At 62.8% G+C, this 17,742-nt stretch carries 19 protein-coding genes; 12 read left to right on the forward strand and 7 right to left on the reverse strand.

Features of this window, described 5'->3' with window-relative positions; genetic code table 11:
- The first annotated feature begins 224 nt into the window (after positions 1–224).
- Positions 225–656, forward strand: coding sequence for a universal stress protein (locus AC50X7_RS07325; RefSeq protein WP_494978394.1), 432 nt, complete (start codon positions 225–227; stop codon positions 654–656).
- A 258-nt stretch (positions 657–914) separates the two neighbouring features.
- Here the strand turns inward: AC50X7_RS07325 and AC50X7_RS07330 are convergent, their stop codons facing one another.
- Positions 915–2,147: a saccharopine dehydrogenase family protein gene (locus AC50X7_RS07330; protein ID WP_494978395.1), complete on the reverse strand. Its 1,233-nt coding sequence runs from the start codon at positions 2,145–2,147 to the stop codon at positions 915–917.
- Between the two features lie 672 nt (positions 2,148–2,819).
- On the opposite strand from AC50X7_RS07330, the gene AC50X7_RS07335 reads away from it, so the two are divergent.
- The 7 genes from AC50X7_RS07335 to AC50X7_RS07365 all read left to right on the forward strand — a co-directional run bounded on the left by AC50X7_RS07335 (position 2,820) and on the right by AC50X7_RS07365 (position 8,039).
- A complete protein-coding gene (locus AC50X7_RS07335) occupies positions 2,820–3,062 on the forward strand; it encodes a hypothetical protein (protein WP_494978396.1) in 243 nt (80 codons plus the stop codon).
- On the forward strand, positions 3,055–3,360 hold the full coding sequence (locus AC50X7_RS07340; protein ID WP_494978397.1) for a transcriptional regulator: 306 nt from the start codon (positions 3,055–3,057) through the stop codon (positions 3,358–3,360). The genes AC50X7_RS07335 and AC50X7_RS07340 overlap by 8 nt, the downstream gene beginning before the upstream one ends.
- 370 nt (positions 3,361–3,730) lie before the next feature.
- Complete coding sequence (locus AC50X7_RS07345; protein ID WP_494978398.1) at positions 3,731–4,717, forward strand: aldo/keto reductase; 987 nt, start codon at positions 3,731–3,733, stop codon at positions 4,715–4,717.
- A 192-nt stretch (positions 4,718–4,909) separates the two neighbouring features.
- Positions 4,910–5,386 (forward strand): hypothetical protein, encoded by a 477-nt coding sequence (locus AC50X7_RS07350; RefSeq protein WP_494978399.1) that lies wholly within the window; start codon positions 4,910–4,912, stop codon positions 5,384–5,386.
- Positions 5,383–7,233: a glycoside hydrolase family 15 protein gene (locus AC50X7_RS07355; protein WP_494978400.1), complete on the forward strand. Its 1,851-nt coding sequence runs from the start codon at positions 5,383–5,385 to the stop codon at positions 7,231–7,233. The genes AC50X7_RS07350 and AC50X7_RS07355 overlap by 4 nt, the downstream gene beginning before the upstream one ends.
- A gap of 32 nt (positions 7,234–7,265) precedes the next feature.
- A complete protein-coding gene (locus AC50X7_RS07360; protein WP_494978401.1) occupies positions 7,266–7,772 on the forward strand; it encodes a DUF2231 domain-containing protein in 507 nt (168 codons plus the stop codon).
- Positions 7,773–7,862: 90 nt separating this feature from the next.
- Positions 7,863–8,039 carry a CsbD family protein gene (locus tag AC50X7_RS07365; RefSeq protein ID WP_494978402.1) on the forward strand — a complete coding sequence of 59 codons (177 nt, stop codon included), beginning with the start codon at positions 7,863–7,865 and terminating at the stop codon, positions 8,037–8,039.
- Positions 8,040–8,350: 311 nt separating this feature from the next.
- Here the strand turns inward: AC50X7_RS07365 and AC50X7_RS07370 are convergent, their stop codons facing one another.
- The 4 genes from AC50X7_RS07370 to AC50X7_RS07385 all read right to left on the reverse strand — a co-directional run bounded on the left by AC50X7_RS07370 (position 8,351) and on the right by AC50X7_RS07385 (position 11,125).
- Positions 8,351–8,947, reverse strand: coding sequence for a carboxymuconolactone decarboxylase family protein (locus AC50X7_RS07370; RefSeq protein WP_494978403.1), 597 nt, complete (start codon positions 8,945–8,947; stop codon positions 8,351–8,353).
- Between the two features lie 583 nt (positions 8,948–9,530).
- A complete protein-coding gene (locus AC50X7_RS07375; protein ID WP_494978404.1) occupies positions 9,531–9,719 on the reverse strand; it encodes a hypothetical protein in 189 nt (62 codons plus the stop codon).
- Between the two features lie 73 nt (positions 9,720–9,792).
- Positions 9,793–10,212 (reverse strand): YkvA family protein, encoded by a 420-nt coding sequence (locus AC50X7_RS07380; protein ID WP_494978405.1) that lies wholly within the window; start codon positions 10,210–10,212, stop codon positions 9,793–9,795.
- A gap of 76 nt (positions 10,213–10,288) precedes the next feature.
- Positions 10,289–11,125: a response regulator transcription factor gene (locus AC50X7_RS07385; protein ID WP_494978406.1), complete on the reverse strand. Its 837-nt coding sequence runs from the start codon at positions 11,123–11,125 to the stop codon at positions 10,289–10,291.
- 328 nt (positions 11,126–11,453) lie between these two features.
- Here AC50X7_RS07385 and AC50X7_RS07390 point away from each other — a divergent pair, with 328 nt between their 5' ends.
- Positions 11,454–12,545: a LamG domain-containing protein gene (locus tag AC50X7_RS07390; protein WP_494978407.1), complete on the forward strand. Its 1,092-nt coding sequence runs from the start codon at positions 11,454–11,456 to the stop codon at positions 12,543–12,545.
- 1 nt (position 12,546) lies between these two features.
- Here AC50X7_RS07390 and AC50X7_RS07395 read toward each other — a convergent pair whose 3' ends face one another.
- Together AC50X7_RS07395 and AC50X7_RS07400 are read right to left on the reverse strand one after the other, a co-directional pair.
- On the reverse strand, positions 12,547–12,711 hold the full coding sequence (locus tag AC50X7_RS07395) for a hypothetical protein (protein ID WP_494978408.1): 165 nt from the start codon (positions 12,709–12,711) through the stop codon (positions 12,547–12,549).
- A 4-nt stretch (positions 12,712–12,715) separates the two neighbouring features.
- Positions 12,716–13,765: a glycosyltransferase family 2 protein gene (locus tag AC50X7_RS07400; protein WP_494978409.1), complete on the reverse strand. Its 1,050-nt coding sequence runs from the start codon at positions 13,763–13,765 to the stop codon at positions 12,716–12,718.
- A 328-nt stretch (positions 13,766–14,093) separates the two neighbouring features.
- On the opposite strand from AC50X7_RS07400, the gene AC50X7_RS07405 reads away from it, so the two are divergent.
- The 3 genes from AC50X7_RS07405 (at position 14,094) to AC50X7_RS07415 (ending at position 17,623) form a co-directional block, all read left to right on the forward strand.
- Positions 14,094–14,963, forward strand: coding sequence for an ABC transporter permease (locus AC50X7_RS07405; protein ID WP_494978410.1), 870 nt, complete (start codon positions 14,094–14,096; stop codon positions 14,961–14,963).
- A gap of 7 nt (positions 14,964–14,970) precedes the next feature.
- Positions 14,971–15,930 (forward strand): carbohydrate ABC transporter permease, encoded by a 960-nt coding sequence (locus AC50X7_RS07410; RefSeq protein ID WP_494978411.1) that lies wholly within the window; start codon positions 14,971–14,973, stop codon positions 15,928–15,930.
- 85 nt (positions 15,931–16,015) lie between these two features.
- A complete protein-coding gene (locus tag AC50X7_RS07415; protein WP_494978412.1) occupies positions 16,016–17,623 on the forward strand; it encodes an ABC transporter substrate-binding protein in 1,608 nt (535 codons plus the stop codon).
- Positions 17,624–17,742 lie beyond the last annotated feature (119 nt).

Genomic DNA, 17,742 nt, shown 5'->3' on the forward strand with positions numbered 1-17,742 from the left:
CGTAGCCACCTCGACCCCCTCACTCTGGCACTGATCGATCGCCGCCGTGACCCGTCGACGACGAGGTTGACGGCGGTATCAATACAGACAATGCACGTTTCCGCAAAGATGCAAACGCTTTATACGAAAACTAGTTGTAGATTTAGTTCCAGTTGACCTAGTTCATACTGGCCGGTCGGCAGTGTCAAGAGGCTCCTAATTGGCGCGTCCCGGGAGGGAATACCATGTCAAATATCGTGATGGTCGGGGTGGACGGCAGCAACAGTGCGTTCAAAGCGGCTTCCCAGGCGGCACTCATTGCGGAGGCTTTCAACGCAGAACTCGCCGTACTCAGCGCTTTTGTCAAGGAAAGCGCCGAGGCCATCAAGATCGGGAACGACACCTGGATACTTGACGACGCTAAAAAAGCGCAAAAAGTGGCCGAACGGGTTGCAGCTGAACTGCGCGAGGAACATCCCGATCTGAGCATCCGCCCCGGCGTTGTTCGCGGCAAGCCGCAGGAGGCCTTGGTCGAGGAAGCAGCGCGTTCCGGAGCCCGGCTGTTGGTTGTGGGAAACGTCGGTATGAAGGGCTTCGGCCGTGTGCTGGGCAGCGTCGCGAGCAGCGTGGCGCACAATGCGCCGTGCGACGTGTTCATTGTAAAGACAGACCAGTAATCCTCCGGCCAAGCGGAAACTGTAGCTGGAGGGCCGTTATGTCGACAGGCGGTCCGAGCAGACTGAGGGACGGAGGACCTGCTCGTCAGCTTTGCCGGACAAATACGTCCATCGCACGGCACTTCGCCGAGGTAACTATCTTGTCCGACACCCGCCCTGAACTGAAAAAGATGCGCTCCAGCTGCCTGATTCTGCAATGCTCCAACGATCGGCTTGCCCCGCCGGAAGTGGGCGCCCACCTGCGCAAGAAACATGGGTTCAGGCGAGTTTGGTTACCTCATAAGTGTGGCCGGCCGCACGGAGTCGCTGTAGGAGCACGTTGCCGAGTGCAGTGGCCGGTGTCAGCGACCCTTTCACGGTCGGCAGCCGGTCACCGTCGAGGGCAAGAGCGAGTGCAGTCTCGCCTGCCATTACGGCGGTTGCGGCATAGCCGGGATCACCGGGGCCGGCAGCAATCGCCTGATAACGGTGTCCGTCCTCGGTTCGGGCGGTTACCTGGGAGTGGAACCAGCCCGCGCGCTGCGTGCTGGTGCTCGGACCCGCACCTGGTGCCGGCAGACGGCGGTCGAGCACTCGCCGGGTGGGCGGGAACGCCATCGCGCCTATGAATGCCCGGAGCCCGAGTGCCGTCGCCCTGGCGATGACTGCTCCTGCCGGTCCGGGGGCCACCCCCATCACCTCGCCGTACTGAAGGGAGCGGCCGTAGGCCCAGCCCTGCAATGCGTTGCTGCGGCGCACTATCCGGGTGTTGACCGGGGCCATGATGAATGGCGCGGTCCAGGTGCCGTCAACGGAACGGCGCACAGGACCGGCGTCAGGAGGCTGTTGTGTCGTCGGTTCCCGTGTGCGGTCGGGGCTCAGAGCGTAGGGGTCTGCGGCCAATGACCTCAGGGCGGGGCTCGATCGCATCACGTCGAACTGCCCGCGCATCGATTCGAGCGTGCCGCCGCTGATGCCAGCCTTGGCCGTAGCAACGAGTTGGACCTCGACCAAACCGCCAGCGTCATCGGCTTCTGCCGCCTGATGAAGCAGCAGTACGGCGAGGTCGGACGGCACGGAGTCGTAGCCGCAGGAGTGCACGATCTTGGCTCCGCTCGTCTTGGCCAGAGCGTCGTAGCGGTCGATCGCCTCCCGTAGGAAGGACACCTCACCGGCGAGGTCGGCGTAGTGGGTACCAGCCCGTGCACAGGCGTCGACGACGGCTAGTCCGTGTTTCGCGTATGGACCGACGGTTGTGAAGAGCACGCGTGTGCTCGCGGCTAGTGCGGCGACTGAGTCCGTGTCCTTCGAGTCGGCTTCGATGAGGGCCCATCCGTGCGCCGCGACTGGCAACTGCGACCGAACCGCTTCGAGTCTGGACTTGGACCGGCCTGCGAGTCCGACTCGCATGCCGGCCGGTGCATGCTCCGCGACGTAGGCGGCGATCAGTCGGCCAACGAAACCCGTCGCTCCGTAGAGAACGAGGTCATGTTGCCGAGATGAGTTGTCCATAACTGCAGCCTTTCACAGCGGCAACTCCAAGCTGACACAGGGCTCCTTGCATTGGTCCGACGTACAACCGGAACTGATCCGCGTTCGAACGTGAAGTTCGGTCCGCCCGTCCACAGCCGGGGATAATTCTCATAGGTTATCCACCGCTACTGCTGCCAGGGAGCTACCCCAACGGCTCCAAATTTCCAGCCGTGGAGAACCTGAATTGACCCCGGCCATGAACGAAATGAAGTCGCCTCCATTCCGGCCGCTTGATCACCAGCACGCGCTTGCCCCACCGAGGCAGATTGACGGCGGGTACGCTATCAGCTCTTTATCTTGGCCCGGGAGGTGCCCCAAGCACGCTCTTTACCTGCCGAAGGATCGGGCGCAAACGGGACAGCAGGGGCAAGCCCCTCCCACATCACTTGCCGACTGGGAAAGTCATTCGGTATTCTTTCCGGTATGGAAAGAGACTTTGAGGTGCACCCATCAGCGGACGATGCCGCCGCAAGCCTCCGCGAACTAGCTTCCGACCGACAGGCCCTGGCGGACGGCGTGCAAGTTCCCAAAACTTTGCTCGCCGCACTCGGGGGCGTGGCGGCTTGGTGGGTGGCAGGGGCCGCGACGGCCAGCCCTGGGGAAAACTACGAACCCCCGACTTCCGGATGGTTGGCCCTGGTAGCAGTTCTTGTGATCCTTCACCTGATCCGCCACGAAACCGGAATTCAATTCCGCAAAATGGGCGCACGCGCCGTAATGGCATCGACCGCTATTCTCCTGGTCTGCCTGACGCTTTTCTCAATCTCACTTGGTTTAGTGTCCTTTGACGCCCGCTGGGCCGTGTTGCTGACCAGCGTGTCCGCCTTCGGTCTGGTCACTTGGCTCGCGGGAATTGCCTACCGCTCCGCACTGGATCGGCTGCGCCGTGATTGAGGCCCGGTTCGATGACGTTATCCACGCGCCGGCACGGTTACGGATCTGCGGAGTGCTGCGGCCGGTGGGGCAGATGGACTTCGCCGTGTTGCGCGACACGCTCAACGTCTCGGACGCAACGCTTTCAAAGCACCTGAAGATCCTGGCTGAGGCCCAATACCTCAGCCTAAACAAGGCCGCATCGGCGGCACGCACGGACGCTCGCCGTCTGACGTGGGTGACGCTCACACCTGCTGGGCGGAACGCCTTCGACGCGCATGTGCATGCATTGAAGCAGATCGCTGGCATCGTCGACTAAACACGACCACCTGGCTCATGAGCCCGCTCCTGCCGAGATGGGAAGTTGGAGTAAGTCCTCTCCCTGTCTTGAAGCCCGACATCAAAAGCCGGGCTGTTCCAGCTTTACAGCATCACTGTTATCGGCCCTTGAAATCAGTTGGGGGGAGTGCCTGCAAAGGAGCCGTTTCCCGCCACAATCTCACCGACTGCTTTATCCCGGCAAAATTACAGCCATCCCTGAATAGCGCAACCCTTGGCGCTCTGTGGTGCCCGCGCAAATGCCGTGTCCCATGTACATGGGCGGCTGGTCGTTGACACCCCCAGCTCCCGCACCTAGGCTCCTGCCAGCGTGAGCAAGCACGAGCCAGCGGAACCGAAAGGACAGTGTTGTGGACCAGGACAACGGGCAGTCTCGGGAGCATTTTGGCCTCCTGGGCTTTGGCGGCACAGGGGTCGGCAACCTGTACCGCGCAATCTCGGATGAGCAAGCGGCGGCAACGGTGGAAGCAGCCTGGGACGCCGGCATCCGCTACTTCGATACGGCACCCCACTACGGGCTGGGCCTGTCTGAGCGGCGGATCGGCGAAGTCCTCGGCACCAAACCGCGGAAAGAATTCGTCCTCTCCACAAAGGTGGGCCGGGTCCTCGTGCCGTCCCCAGCGACCAAGGACACCAAGGACCCGGACGGCTTTGACGTGCCCGCGGACCTGCGGCGTGAATGGGACCCCTCCGAAGCAGGCGTACGGCGAAGCATCGAACAGTCATTGGAACGGCTGGGCCTCGACTATATCGACATCGCCTATCTCCACGACCCTGATGTCTACAGCATGGAAGATGCCGTCAAGTCTGCGCTGCCTGCCCTGGAGAAGGTGCGGGCGGAGGGCCTGGTCCGGGCCATCGGCGTCGGCACCAACACCGCCGGCGCCGCGCTGGAATGCGTCGAGGCGGCCGACCTGGATTTCCTCATGCTGGCCGGCCGGTTCACCATGCTGGAACAGCCCGGCTCGGACGGCCGCCCGGGCGAAGGACTGCTGGACCGCTGCGTGGAGCTGGGCACCGGGGTGGTGAGCGTCGGCGTCTACAACTCGGGCATCCTCGCCAAACCCGAGCTGCCCGCCGATGCGCATTACAACTACTCCCAGGCTCCCGAAGAGATCCTGGAACGCGCCCGCCAGCTGGCCAGCATCTGCAAAGAACACGGCGTGGAGCTTCCCACCGCCGCCATCCAGTTCCCCTTCCGCCACCCCGCCGTCGTCAACGTCACGGTCGGAGCCAGCAAGCCGGAGCAAATCAGCGAAAGCGCCAAGCGCATGTCCGCCCACGTTCCGGCTGAGTTGTGGCAGGACCTGCAGGAGCGGGGACTGCTACCGGCCTGAGCGCGGCTCCTACTGTGGCCACGGCCGCGGCTGCCTGTCCCCCTTGTTCTAAAATCACATCCCTTGTTTAAACCTTGAGGCCCTTCTAAAGTTATTACACCTACTTTTAGAAGGGGTCCGTGATGCGGTGTGAGGAACACTGGGCAGGGTTGCGCGCGATTGTGCGCTCAACCTCTGGGCAAGTGACTTGAGATGGATTGGCAGGGCTGGGCCTTGTTCGGGCTGGTGGCAACCTCCGTGCTGACAGCGGTGATGATCGCCGCGCAGATGGCAGGCCTGACCCGGCTGGACCTCCCGCTGGTGCTGGGGACCTTGGTAACGCCTGATCCTGACAAGGCCCGGGTGGCGGGCTTCTTCATCCACCTCGCCGCGGGGCAGGGCTTCGCACTTGGTTACGCCGCGGTCTTCGCGCTCCTGGGGCAGGCGACGTGGTGGATCGGAGCCCTGCTGGGACTCCTCCACGTCGCCATTGCACTGACGGTCATCCTGCCACTGCTCCCTGGAATCCATCCGCGCATGGCCTCCACCAGGGCGGGGCCGTCCACGACGGCGGTGCTGGAACCACCGGGCCTGCTGGGCCTGAACTACGGCATCCAGACGCCGGCCGTTGCCGTGATCGCCCACGTGATCTACGGCGCGGTGCTTGGTCTGCTTCTGGGGGCACGATGAGCCTGCGTCACCTGGATCCGGCCCAGCATCGTGAACAGCCCACCCCGTTCCGGGTTCAGGAAAACTTCACGCCCATCGCTGACTACGGGCTGCTTGGTGACACCCGGACCGCCGCGCTCGTCTCCGCCGAGGGGTCAGTGGACTGGCTTTGCGCTCCCGCGTTCGACGGCGATCCTGTCTTTGGTGCCTTGCTGGGAGGACCGGAGGCGGGCAGGTTCCTCGCCGGGCCCGCCGAGCCCGCTCCCCTTATGTCCCGACGGTACTGTCCGGAGACCGCAACCCTGGAAACGGTATGGGCGCAAGGAGACGGCCGGCTCATTCTTAGCGAGGCCATGGTCGCAGAAGTGGCCGGGGGGCTGCTGCCCACAACCGTCCTGGTCAGGCGCCTGGCTGCAGAAGGTTCGCCGGTCACCGTGACTGTACTTTTCGATCCGAGGGTTGGGGAGCTGCACCGCCGTCCCCGTGTACGCCGCAACCGGGACCTCATCTGCGACTGGGGTCCCATCGCCATGTCACTGGGAACGAGCCCCCGCCTCGATCTCGAGCCCGGGCAATCACTACGCTTCGACGTCGTTCCCGGCAAACCCCTCATGCTTGTCCTGGCTTTGGCCTACGGTGAACCGCTGATCCACATCGACCCTGCAGCAGCTTGGGATCTTGTGGAGAGGGATGAGTCCCGTTGGCAGGTCTGGGCCGAGGAAATCGACGGCTCCCTTCCGTACCGCGACGAGGTGGTGCGGAGCCTGCTCACGCTCCGGCTGCTGACCTACTCCCCTTCGGGCGCCCCAGTGGCTGCGCCCACCACTTCCTTGCCGGAGGATCCCGGAGGCATCCGCAACTGGGACTACCGGTACGCCTGGCCGCGCGACGCAAGCATCGGCGTCGGCGCCTTCCTGCATGCGGGCAAGGCGCAGGAAGCGGAAGACTTCCTGGGCTGGCTCCTGCACGCCAGCCGGCTGCAGCGGCCGCATCTTCCCGCTCTTCTCACCCTGGCCGGCGGACACGTCCCCAAGGAGCGGAACCTGCCCGCCTGGCCCGGTTATGCAGGAAGCAGCCCGGTGCGGACGGGCAACCTTGCTGCAACCCAGCACCAGCTCGACGGCTACGGCTGGGTCCTGGACGCAGCCTGGGCGTTTGTGGAAAGCGGCCGCAGGCTGAACTCGGAGACGTGGCGTGCCATGCGGGGGTTCGCCGACCTGGTCGCGGCCACATGGCCACAACCCGACGCCGGCATCTGGGAAGTTCGCGGCGACGCAGCCCAGCACGTCCACTCCAAGGTCATGGCGTGGCTTGCGCTGGACCGCGCCCTGCGCATCTCGGCCACCCACCGCCTCAGCAAGCGCCGCCGGCTCCGCTGGGAAACGGCGCGCAACCAGATCGCGGACCAGGTGAGAACCAAGGGCTACGACTTTGCCAGGAATTCGTACACCCGAACCTACGGCTCCCACGACCTCGACGCCGCCCTCCTGGTCGTGCCGCTCACGGGCCTGGAAGAACCCGGCTCACCCCGCCTGAGGGGCACAATTGATGCGCTCCGCGAGGAACTGTCCGCCGGTTTCCCGCTCCTCTACCGCTATCCGCCCGGGCAGGACGGCCTGCCCGGAACGGAGGGGGCATTCCTGCCCTGCTCCTTCTGGCTCGTTCAGGCCTTGGCGTTCACCGGCCAGCACCAGGAAGCCACCGCCCTGTTTGAAGCCCTGCTGCAAAAAGGCTCCCCGCTGGGCCTCTTCAGCGAGGAAATGGACCCGTCCTCCGGGGCGCTTCTTGGCAACTATCCCCAGGCACTGACCCACTCCGCCTTGGTTCAGGCCGCACTCGCTCTGCGCGACAACCCGCCCCGCCCCTAACAAGTACCGCACCCGACAACTAAGGAGCAGACATGGAGAATCTCACTGCGCACCAACGGTCCAAACACCCCAAGACACCGCTGGCAGGACCCTACGGGCACCCGCTGCACCCGACGCTGGTGACCATCCCCATCGGTGCCTGGACAGCGAGTCTCATTTTCGACGTCGTCGCGCTGCTTGGGAACGGCGACGCGCCTTTCCTGGTCGGCGCGCAGTGGCTGGTGGGAATCGGCATTCTTGGCGCCCTCGCCGCCGCCGTCTTCGGCCTGATGGATTTCATGACGCTCACCCGGGGCACGCCTGCACACCGGACAGCGCTGGCGCACATGGCACTGAACCTCACCGCCGTGGCACTCTTCGCCGTCGGCTTCTTCCTGAGGCTGGGGACCGATAAGCAGGAGTTTGTGCTCATCCCCTTTATTCTCAGCGCTGTGGGCTATGCCATCGTGGGTGCCTCCGGCTACCTCGGGGGCAAACTCGCCTATCACTACGGGGTGCGAGTGGCCGATGAAAAAACGCAGAGTGAGGGGTTTCTTTAGGATTCGAAGGATCCACGGGGAGGCAGCGTTACGATGAAAGCGTAAGCCGTCCGCTTGATGCGGGCGGATTCCGACCGAAGGAGAGACACCATGGGTTTGGACGACAAGATCGGTAACGCGGCCGAGAAGCTGGGCGGCAAGGGCAAGGAAGCTGCCGGAGAAGCTACCGGCGATGAAAGCCTGAGGGCCGAAGGCCAGACGGATCAGGCCAAGGGAGACCTCAAGCAGGCCGGCGAGAAAGTCAAGGACGCTTTCAAGAAGGACTGACTTTCCCTCATAGGAAGGGCGCCACTCCTGTCGGGGCGGCGCCCTTCTCTGATTTCTCCGGGCCCCTCTGTCCTGGCGCCACGCCTTTTCGGCTCTTTCGCAGGTGGCGCCCTTGCCGTTAACGAGTACCGACTACTCGTGTTCACATGGCTAAAGCCACTTAGTGTTTCTAGCAGCGGCTCAAGTGTTCCGCTGCTGAGGTCTCAGCCCATTGATTTCCCTGGCTCCTTGCCAGGGAACAAGCTGGGGCCGGCGACGATGGTGTCCGTCTGAGACCGCGGGCACCGCCCCCCAGCCGTCGCCGGCCCTACTCACGTCCTCCGGGCCGCGGAATACGGCGGCAGAGGTGCAAGCAGCGCCTTTTTCAACTGCTCGCTCATGCCTTCGGGAACGTCCAACTCAACGTTCAGGGCCAGCAGTGCCCTGCTGAAAAAGTTCCTTGCAGCGGCAGCCATCGTGATGTCGGCGATCTCGCGGTCGCTGAAACCAACATCGCGCAACCGCTGGGCGTCGCCATCGTCCATGGCCGCGGCGTCAGTGCTGAGCTTGACCGCGTAGTCCATCATGGCCACTTCTGCCTCGGGCAGGTCGGCGTCGTGGAAATCGATGGCGATGGCACACAGGTGCTCTTCGGGGATGATTGTGAGCGTCTTTTTGCCGTGAGCAAGCCTGCAGTGGGTCGATCCGATCGCTTGGGCGGCTGCCAGCGTCACCAGTTCGTACCAACGCAGCCCCAGGGAAGTGCTGATGGCCTGGGTGAGCGACTCCCAGGCCAGGTAGGCCTCGGGGTTCAAGCTCATCGCTTTCGTATGGCTTGGCACATGCCCAAGCGAGCGCCGGTCGGCGTCGTAAATTTCAGCAATCAGGCCGGACGCTTCGGCTTCCGGGGTTACCTTCAGGATGGTCATCAAAACTCCTCCCATTGGCCGCCCGCTGCAACAGCCGGCGCCGCCTCTCCCAGCAGGGCCATGATTTTGACTCATTGTTGCCCCCGGCTCCGCGTTTGTAAATGATCTGGTCCCTCGACCGCTCAACGCACCGCTCCTGGACTTAAAGCGCTGGGACTGTTACGCCGGGCAGCCCTTGGCCGGGGGCGGCGCAGCTGCGGCCCGCTCCTTCAGCTTCTCGACATTTCATCTGGCGGCGTTATGAAAACGTCCTTTATGCCCTTCTTGAGCGGACTGGCCGCAGCGGCGCTTTCACTCGGCGCCTGCACGTACTCAGATCCGGGTCGCCCCACACGTTTGTGGCGACGGCTCTGATCCGTAGCAGCACAGAGGGTTTAAATGACTGGAAGCCCCCACGCGAGTCGAGCTCGAGCGCAGGGGCTTCCGTTGTGCTTCCGCATCGGGGGAAACTTGGAAGCTCCTAAAATGTACCGGCTGGTAACCCGCCGAATAGCGGGTTTAGGCCGATCGCCGTGAATCTTGATTGAACCTTGAGGGGGCCGTACAGCCCGGTGGTGCGGGCGGCCCAACAAGCCGGCGGGCTTTAGTCCGTCTCCGGCCCGCCAGTTGCCTCCGGGTCCTCTTCGGGTTCAAAGGTGTTGGGCTCCGCATCGGCGCCAATGCCCACGCCATTGCTGCCGCCGGGAACACCGCCGTCGTCCTTGCCCTTGCTGGCAGCAGCGCCTTCCTGCAGCTCGTCATCAGGCAGTGAATCAGGTGAATTGATGGTCATTGCTCCTCCTTCAGTGGCCGGGCCTCCACGCTAACAGCCCACTGCGCGAAAGGTGCGGATCAAGCCAAAAAATTTACGTCCGACGGCGCACCGGGGCCGCTGCTTTCAGGATGATGTCCAGTCCGGGCCGGCTTCCGGGCCAGTGCCTTTCGAGAGCACCCGGCCCGGCCCGCTTGAGCACCGACCGCAGCACCAACGCCACGATGACGGCGTCGTCCGCGTAGCCGATCACCGGAATGAAGTCCGGCACCAGGTCAATAGGCGAGAGAAGGTAGGCGAGCAGCAGTACCAGCCGCACCCGGACTCCGACGGCGACTGCCCGGTCCGCGGCCAGCCTCCTGATCAGCCGGAGCAGGTCCGGCAGCAGGCGCAGCGCGTCCTTCATGGTGACGGTCTCGGGATGGCGGCGGGCGTACCACCACAGCAGGAGGAGCAGCACCGCGTACGCCAGCACAAGCCCGGCCAAAATCCCGACGAGGGCTTCCCAGGGCATCTGCATTCTCCTCACGAGCCGGAAGGACCGGCTCCTGAACGAGGGTACTCCAGTTGCTCCGGCCGGCTTCCAGCCGCTACGGCGTCATGCGGTAGCCCACGCCACGCACTGTTTCCACCCACCGGGGATTTCGCGAGCTGTCCCCCAGCCGCTTGCGCAGGTTGCCCATGTGCACCTCCACGGCGCGCTCCTCGCCAGTGCTGACAAAGGAACCGGTGTTGTAAGGCTCATTACGGAGCCGCCGGACAAGATCAGCTTTGGTGAGGACCGTCCGCCCGTTCTCCATCAGAACAAGGAGGAGGTCGAACTGGGTCCGCGTCAGGTCCACTGGAACGGCGTCGATGGCGGCCTGCCGGGAGCCCTCGTGCAGGGTTAGTCCGCGATGCGCAAAGTCGCAGCAGGGGTCCGGTGCTGCTGCAGGATCGCCCTCCGGAGCCTCAGGTTCTCTTGCGGAATGGCCGACGGCGGAGGGCGGCAGCGGTGATTGTCGTCCCCTCACCATGGGATGCTGGGGCCTGCGTTCGGTGGGAGCCGCCAGCAGGGTCCGGGGCCGCCGGAGCATGGCAGCAATCCGTGCACGCAGCTCCCTGGGGCGGAAGGGCTTAGTGAGGTAGTCATCGGCGCCTGCTTCGAACCCCATCAGCGCATCAGCCTCATCCACCTTGCCGGTGACCATGATCAGGTAGGCGTCGCTGAAGGTACGAATCCGGCGCGACGCCTCGATGCCGTCAAAATCCGGAAGGCCGACGTCCATGGTAACGATGTCCGGGTTATGTTCCCGGACTGCCTCGACGCCTTCGAGACCCGAAGACGTTGAGTGGACGGCAAAACCAGACTGCTGCAGAACATCCGTCAGGGTCGACCGGATGTCGTCATCGTCCTCGACCACAACGGCAACACCGCGCTCCACCATGTACCCCCATACCCTCTGCCACTCTTATGCCGGGCAGCTTTCCTCAAGCAATTCATGAAGCATTCGGAGAAGTGAGGCAATTGGATTGCCTAAATCTGCATCGGCAGATAAGAGCCTAACAACGAAATAGACAGCACACGTATTTCTTTGGCATCGTTTGCGTCATTCTTGAGCCTTGGCCAAATATTGCGTATTTCTTGAGTTAATTCGCAAATGGAATTTAACGCATCGAGCTATTGCCTTCGCACTTCCTTCTGGCTGAAGATCAAGCTGTGCTCAATGGGGGCACAACATTGCTCGCTGGGAGCAAGAGATAAGGGGTTGCCGCATGGCTGGTCTTCGCTTTTCTGTCCTACATCCCCGCCGCAGGACCAAGCCGCCGGCACTGCTGGCGGCAGCCGCCGTGGCCATGCTCGCCTGCCTGCCGCCCGCCCACGCCGCAGACACAACACCCCTTGACGCGAACCCAGGGCCCACCGGAAGCTTCGCCTGGAAAGGGTTCAACTGGGAAAAACGGTTCTGGGGCGGCGCCCCGCAGTACAACAAGTCCTTCGCGGCTGCCAATGTCAGCAACCCGGACACCAACGGCCACATCACCATGAACCTGACCAACCCCACCGGCGATGCGCCGGTGGGGGCAGAGTTCCAGTCCACCAGGCAAGGCTTCGGCTATGGCACCTACAGCACCACGGTGGAAAAGAATCTGACCGCCCTGCAGAAGGAAGTGGTCTGGGGCTGCCTGTTCACCTACGACCCGCTCGCCGAGCCCGGTTACAACGAGATCGACCTGTGCGAGGCCTCGGCCTGGGGCGGAGGCGCCGGCTACGGTGAGTCCTGGCCGGTGACGCAGGGCCACGGCTACTGGTTTGATGCCACCAAACCTCCCGGCGAAGGCAACAACACCACCGTTTTCGACGTTACGGCCGATCCCATCACCACCCACCGGATGGTGTGGCAGCCGGGCAGAATCACGTTCGAGACCTTTGCCGGCGAAGGTTTCGCAGGTCCCCTGCTGAAGCACACAGTCCTGGAAGGGTCCACGGTTCCGGTCCCCGCCAGAGAGCAGATCCACTTCAACCTGTGGGTCACCGGCGGAGGCGGAGGAGATCCTGCCCATGTAAAACCGGAAAGCGTGGTCATCAGGGACTTCTCCTTCGTTCCCGCCTCCGCTTCGGCGCCCTCTGCACCCGCCTCCACCATCAAGCTGAGCGCGACCACAACTAAGACCAAATCCGTCAGTGCCACCACGCTGAAGTGGACCGGCGCCACCGGAAGCAACATCACGCTTTGGACCAACGGCAAACAGAGGATCCTCGCCAACACCGGCAGCTACGTCAACAGCATCAAGGGAGGAAGCACAACAGCCTATAAGATCTGCGACTCAGCCGGGTGTTCGAACGTGGTCAGCGTGGTGACCTGAGCTAGGACTTTGCGCCGCGTACGGGGAGGATCCTCTTGATGGCGAGCCCCAGTGCCAGGAGCGCAAACGCGGCAAGTGCAAGCCAGAACACATCGCCGGCGCCTGTCATCGCGAGGGTTCCCGACCCTGCTCCCGCTGCGGCCGGAACTGCTGGGTTGTTGTACATATTTCTACCAAGCTTTCTTTTTGTTGAACGCTGCATCTAAGTACGCCTTCGCATGGACCAACTGAAGGAACAGGTCGATCACGAGCTCGTACATGGTGGCGGCTGCGAGCATGTACTTCCAGCCGCGCAGCCGCACTGTCACCACCCGTTCGATCACGAAGACACCGGTCACGGCGAGCCAAAACGGTTGCATGTGCAGCCCTTCCCCCGTGCCCAGTGCAAACGCGACCGTACTCAAATAAGCCAGCGTCACGGCGACGCCTACGACGGAAATTGCCTGCCTGCCCCAGTAAGGCCTGGTGACCCGGGTCCAGCCATACTGGACGCAGTTTTCCACCGCTCCCCGCTTCCAGCGCAGGCGCTGTGCCCACAGCTCGCGCCATGTCGGCATGACTTCGGTGACCAGGGAGCAGTCAGCGGGCGACCGGATTCTGTACTTCAGCGTCAGCAAGGCGAAGGAGAGTTCGTTGTCCTCCGTCAGGACCGAGGTGTCATACACGCCGCCGCGGCCGTTGCCGGACGGAAGGGTGCCATCCAACCTAGCCGCCACCACGTCCCGGAGCGTCCGCACCCGGAACAGTGCTGCCGTGCCGGTGACCACCAGGCATTTGCCGTTCAGCCGCCGCACATCCCGTGCGTAGCGGGCATACTCGTTCCGTTGCAGGTGGCCCACAAACCCGCCGCCGTCGCCGCCGCGGAAAACTCCACCAACAGCACCAAGCCGTGAGTCTGCGGTCAAGTGGCTGATCGAGCGTTCAATGAAATCGTGGGATAACTGTGAATCCGCGTCCTGCACCAGGATCATGTCCTCCGGCGCAGCTCGGGGCAGGAGGTCTGCGAGGACAAAGTTAAGGGCTCCAGCCTTCTTGTCCGTGTTGCCGGCAGTACGCACCACCTCGGCCCCGGCGGACAACGAAATTTCTTCCGTCGCGTCTGTGCAATTGTCCGCCACCACAATCACCCGGTGCGGGACAATTGTCTGGGATTGCAGCGAGCGAAGAGTATCGCCGATGCCGGCCGCCTCATTGTGGGCCGGAATGATGACCGTGATCACAGTGCTTCCCCGGCCGTAGATCGCGCTGGAAAAATTGTGCCGAATTCACGCGAGAAACACGTTCTTTTCATAACCCCCACCGGAAATTGCCTACGTCCTATTGACATCGAGTTTTTCAACGGGAACTCAAATGAGCGGCAGAGAACCGGCAACGAAACTACAAGCTTCAATCAAGATGAACGCACGCAACTCAGGCTCAAGAAGCAAGCTGTCCCAGCTCAAGATAGGGGTACTCCTTTCCGGACACCCCCTTGAGGAGCAAGCATGGATTCCCGCGTTCTGGGCCGTAACGGCCTCAGCTTGCCGGCGTGGACATCCCCGATGACTTTTGGGACAGGTATTACTAGCGCCGGCCGTCATCTACATCCTGGTCTTCAAGTACTGGCCGATGTACGGCGTGCAGATAGCGTTCAAGAACTACAACCCGGTGGACGGCTTTACTGACAGCCCCTGGGTGGGCCTGACCCACTTCATCCGGTTCGTGAACTCCTACCAGTTCGGCCAGGTGGTGGGCAACACCCTGTGGATCGCCATCCTCGGCCTGCTGGTGGCCTTCCCCATCCCGATCATCCTGGCGCTGCTGGTCAACCAGCTGCAAAGCGAAAAGTTCAAGAAGTTCACCCAGACGGTGCTCTACTCGCCGGCGTTCATCTCCACTGTTGTGGTGGTGGGCATCATGTTCGTCCTTCTCTCCCCCCGGTCGGGGCTCGTGAACAATGCCATCCAGCTTGGAGGCGGGGAGCCGATCTTCTTTATGGGCTCCGCGGAGTGGTTCCGTCCCGTCTACGTAATCTCTGACGTGTGGCAAAACGCCGGCTTCTCAATGATCGTCTACCTGGCGGCCCTTGCGGCCATCGATCCTGCGCTGCATGACGCGGCCAAGGTGGACGGCGCCTCAAAGCTCCAGCGCATCCGGCACATTGACCTGCCCGGCATCATGCCGGTGGTGACCATCCTGTTCATCCTGGCCATCGGCAACCTGCTCAACGTCGGTTTTGAGAAGGCGTTGCTGATGCAGACGCCGCTGAACATCTCCTCCTCGGAGATCATCCAGACCTACGTTTACCACGCGGGCCTGCAGCAGGCGCAGTTCAGCTACTCGGCCGCCATCGGCCTGTTCAACTCCCTCCTCAACCTGGCGCTGTTGCTCTTCTTCAACACCGTGGCTCGCCGGGCCAACCAAGCGACCCTGTGGTGATGCCGATATGTCCCTGACAACCAACCCCCGCACTACCGAAACCCCGAAACGGACCGTCAGCCAAGTCCGCCCCAAGCGATCGCTGCGGGACAGGTACGGTGACCGCGCCTTCAGCATCGCCGCCACATCCGTCCTCCTGCTGTCCATCCTGGCCGTGGTGTACCCGCTGTACTTCATCGTCATCGCCTCCATCAGCGATCCGAACGCCGTCTATGAGGGAAAGGTCTGGCTCCTCCCCTCGGGCATCACCACCGAAGGGTACGAACGGATCTTCGCCGACAGCAGGATCTGGAACGGCCTGGGCAACACGCTCGTCTACACCGTGCTCGGCACCGCCGTCAGCGTCAGCACCATCCTCTGCGGCGCCTATGCCCTGTCCCGCAAGGACATGCCGGGCCGGAAAATCCTGATGCTGCTGTTCGTCATCACTATGTTCTTCGACGGCGGACTCATCACCAAGTACCTGGTGGTCCGCGACCTGGGCATGCTCGACACCGTCTGGGCAGTGGTCCTGCCCGGGGCTGTGGGCGTCTGGAACCTGATCATCGCCAGGTCATTCTTCGAACACACCATCCCGAACGAACTGCGCGAAGCTGCCCAGATGGACGGGGCCACCGACTTCAAGTTCTTCTTCAAGATGGTCCTCCCCCTGTCCAAGCCACTGATCATGCTCATGATCATGATCCACGTGGTGGCGCACTGGAACTCGTTCTTTGACGCCCTGATCTTCCTCAACGACGACACCAAATACCCGCTGCAGCTCGTTCTGCGCAACATCCTCATCCAGTCAGACGTCTCCTCCACCGGAACCACCGGCGGAGACATCGAATCCTATGCCGCAGCGCAACGGATCGCAGAGCTCACCAAGTACGCCATGATCGTCGTCTCGAGCCTGCCCCTCATGATTGCCCTGCCATTCATGCAGAAGCACTTCACCAAGGGCGCCATGATCGGCGCCGTCAAATAGTCCCTTCCCAGTACCACCGCCCAGGCAACCGCCCCGGGCGGGCAACACCCACCTCAAAAAACTCCACCTCAGAATAGGAATGACCATGGCATTCAGCCGCAAATACGCCGCCCTCGGCGCAGTCCTGGCCGGAACATTGACGTTCACCGCCTGCTCCGGCGGCGGCTCGGGCACCACGGAGATCAAAGACGCCTCCGCTGACTTCGGTTTCCAGGAATCAGGCCTCCCTATCGTCAGCAAGCAGCTTGACCTGACATTCTCCGGCACCAAGACCGCACTGGCTCCGGACTACAACACCATGGCAGTGGTGCAGGAATGGGAAAAGGCCACCAACATCCACATCAACTGGGAAAACCTGCCCGAGACGGTTTTCCAGGAAAAAAAGAACCTCATCCTCGCCAGCGGTGACCTGCCCGACGCGTTCTTCAACACCGGACTCACCGACGCCGAGATCGCCACCTACTCCGCCAGCGGCACCCTCATCCCGCTCGAGGGACTGATCGAGAAGAACGCCCCCAACCTCTCCGCGCTGCTCTCCGAGCGGCCTGACATCAAGGCAGCGATCACCTCCTCGGACGGGCACATCTACTCCCTGCCCTCCGTGGAAGAACTCGGCCTGGTCCAGTTCCCCCACGCAATGGCGATTAACACCTCCTGGCTGAAAAAGCTCAACATCCCGATGCCAAAGACTGTCGACGAGTTCCACGATGCCTTGCTCGCCTTCAAGACCCAGGACGCCTCCGGAACCGGCAAAACTATTCCCCTAAGCTTCATGCCCGGCTCCTGGTGCGGGGACATCGTTGACCTCATAGCAGCCCTCGGCGGCGTGCCGGACAACATGGACCACCGCATCGTCCAGGATGACAAGGTCATCTTCACCGCCACCCAGGACGGCTACAAAAAAGCCATCCAGACCCTGCACGAGTGGTACCAGGAAGGCCTGATCGACCCAGAGTCCTTCTCCCAGGACGACAAGGCCTACCTGGCCAAGGGCAAGGCCGCCCAGGAAAACCTCGGCTCCTTCGTCTGGTGGGAGATCCCCGAAATGGTCGGTGCGGACCGCGCCAACAACTACGCCCTGGTCCCCGTGCTGGAAGGCGTGGACGGCAAGCGGACCGCCAGCCAGGCCAACAACCAGGAAATCGCCCGCGGCGCCTTCGCCATCACCCGGAACAACAAATACCCTGCCGCGACCATGCGCTGGGCCGACAACCTGTATGACCCCATCCAGTCCGCCCAGGCCAACTGGGGACCGATCGGTGAGACCCTGCAAAAAGATACCAGCGGCTTGCTGACCCAGATCCCGGCCCCGGCCGGAACCAGCGAAGGCGAACGCCGCCAAAAGGTCGCCCCGGGCGGCCCGAAGGCCAACACCGCTGAGAACTTCAAAACCGTGGTAGCCCCTGAACCGCGCGCCGCCGAACGGCAGAAGACCGTTGAGGAGCTCTACAAGCCCTTCGCCGGCAACGACGGCTACCCCCCGGTAGCCCTCTCCAACGAGGAACTGCAGCAGATCAGCACCATCCAGACCGATGTCACGTCCCTGGTGAAGCAGAACATGGCCAAGTGGATTGTCTCCGGCGGCATCGAGCAGGAATGGGACGGCTACGTCTCCCAGCTCAAGAATGTCGGCGTCGACAAGATGATCGAGGTCTACCAGCAGGCCTACGACCGCTACAAGAAGAACTCCTAACCACCCGGAACGGTGGGGGCGGCAACACCCGTGCCGGCCCCACGCCCCACTCCCCCGCCTGCGGCGCTCCCATGACGGACCTGCAGGGACCAGACCCGCCAAGAAACGAGACGTCACTT

The organism is Pseudarthrobacter sp. Hb11 (assembly GCF_059383655.1).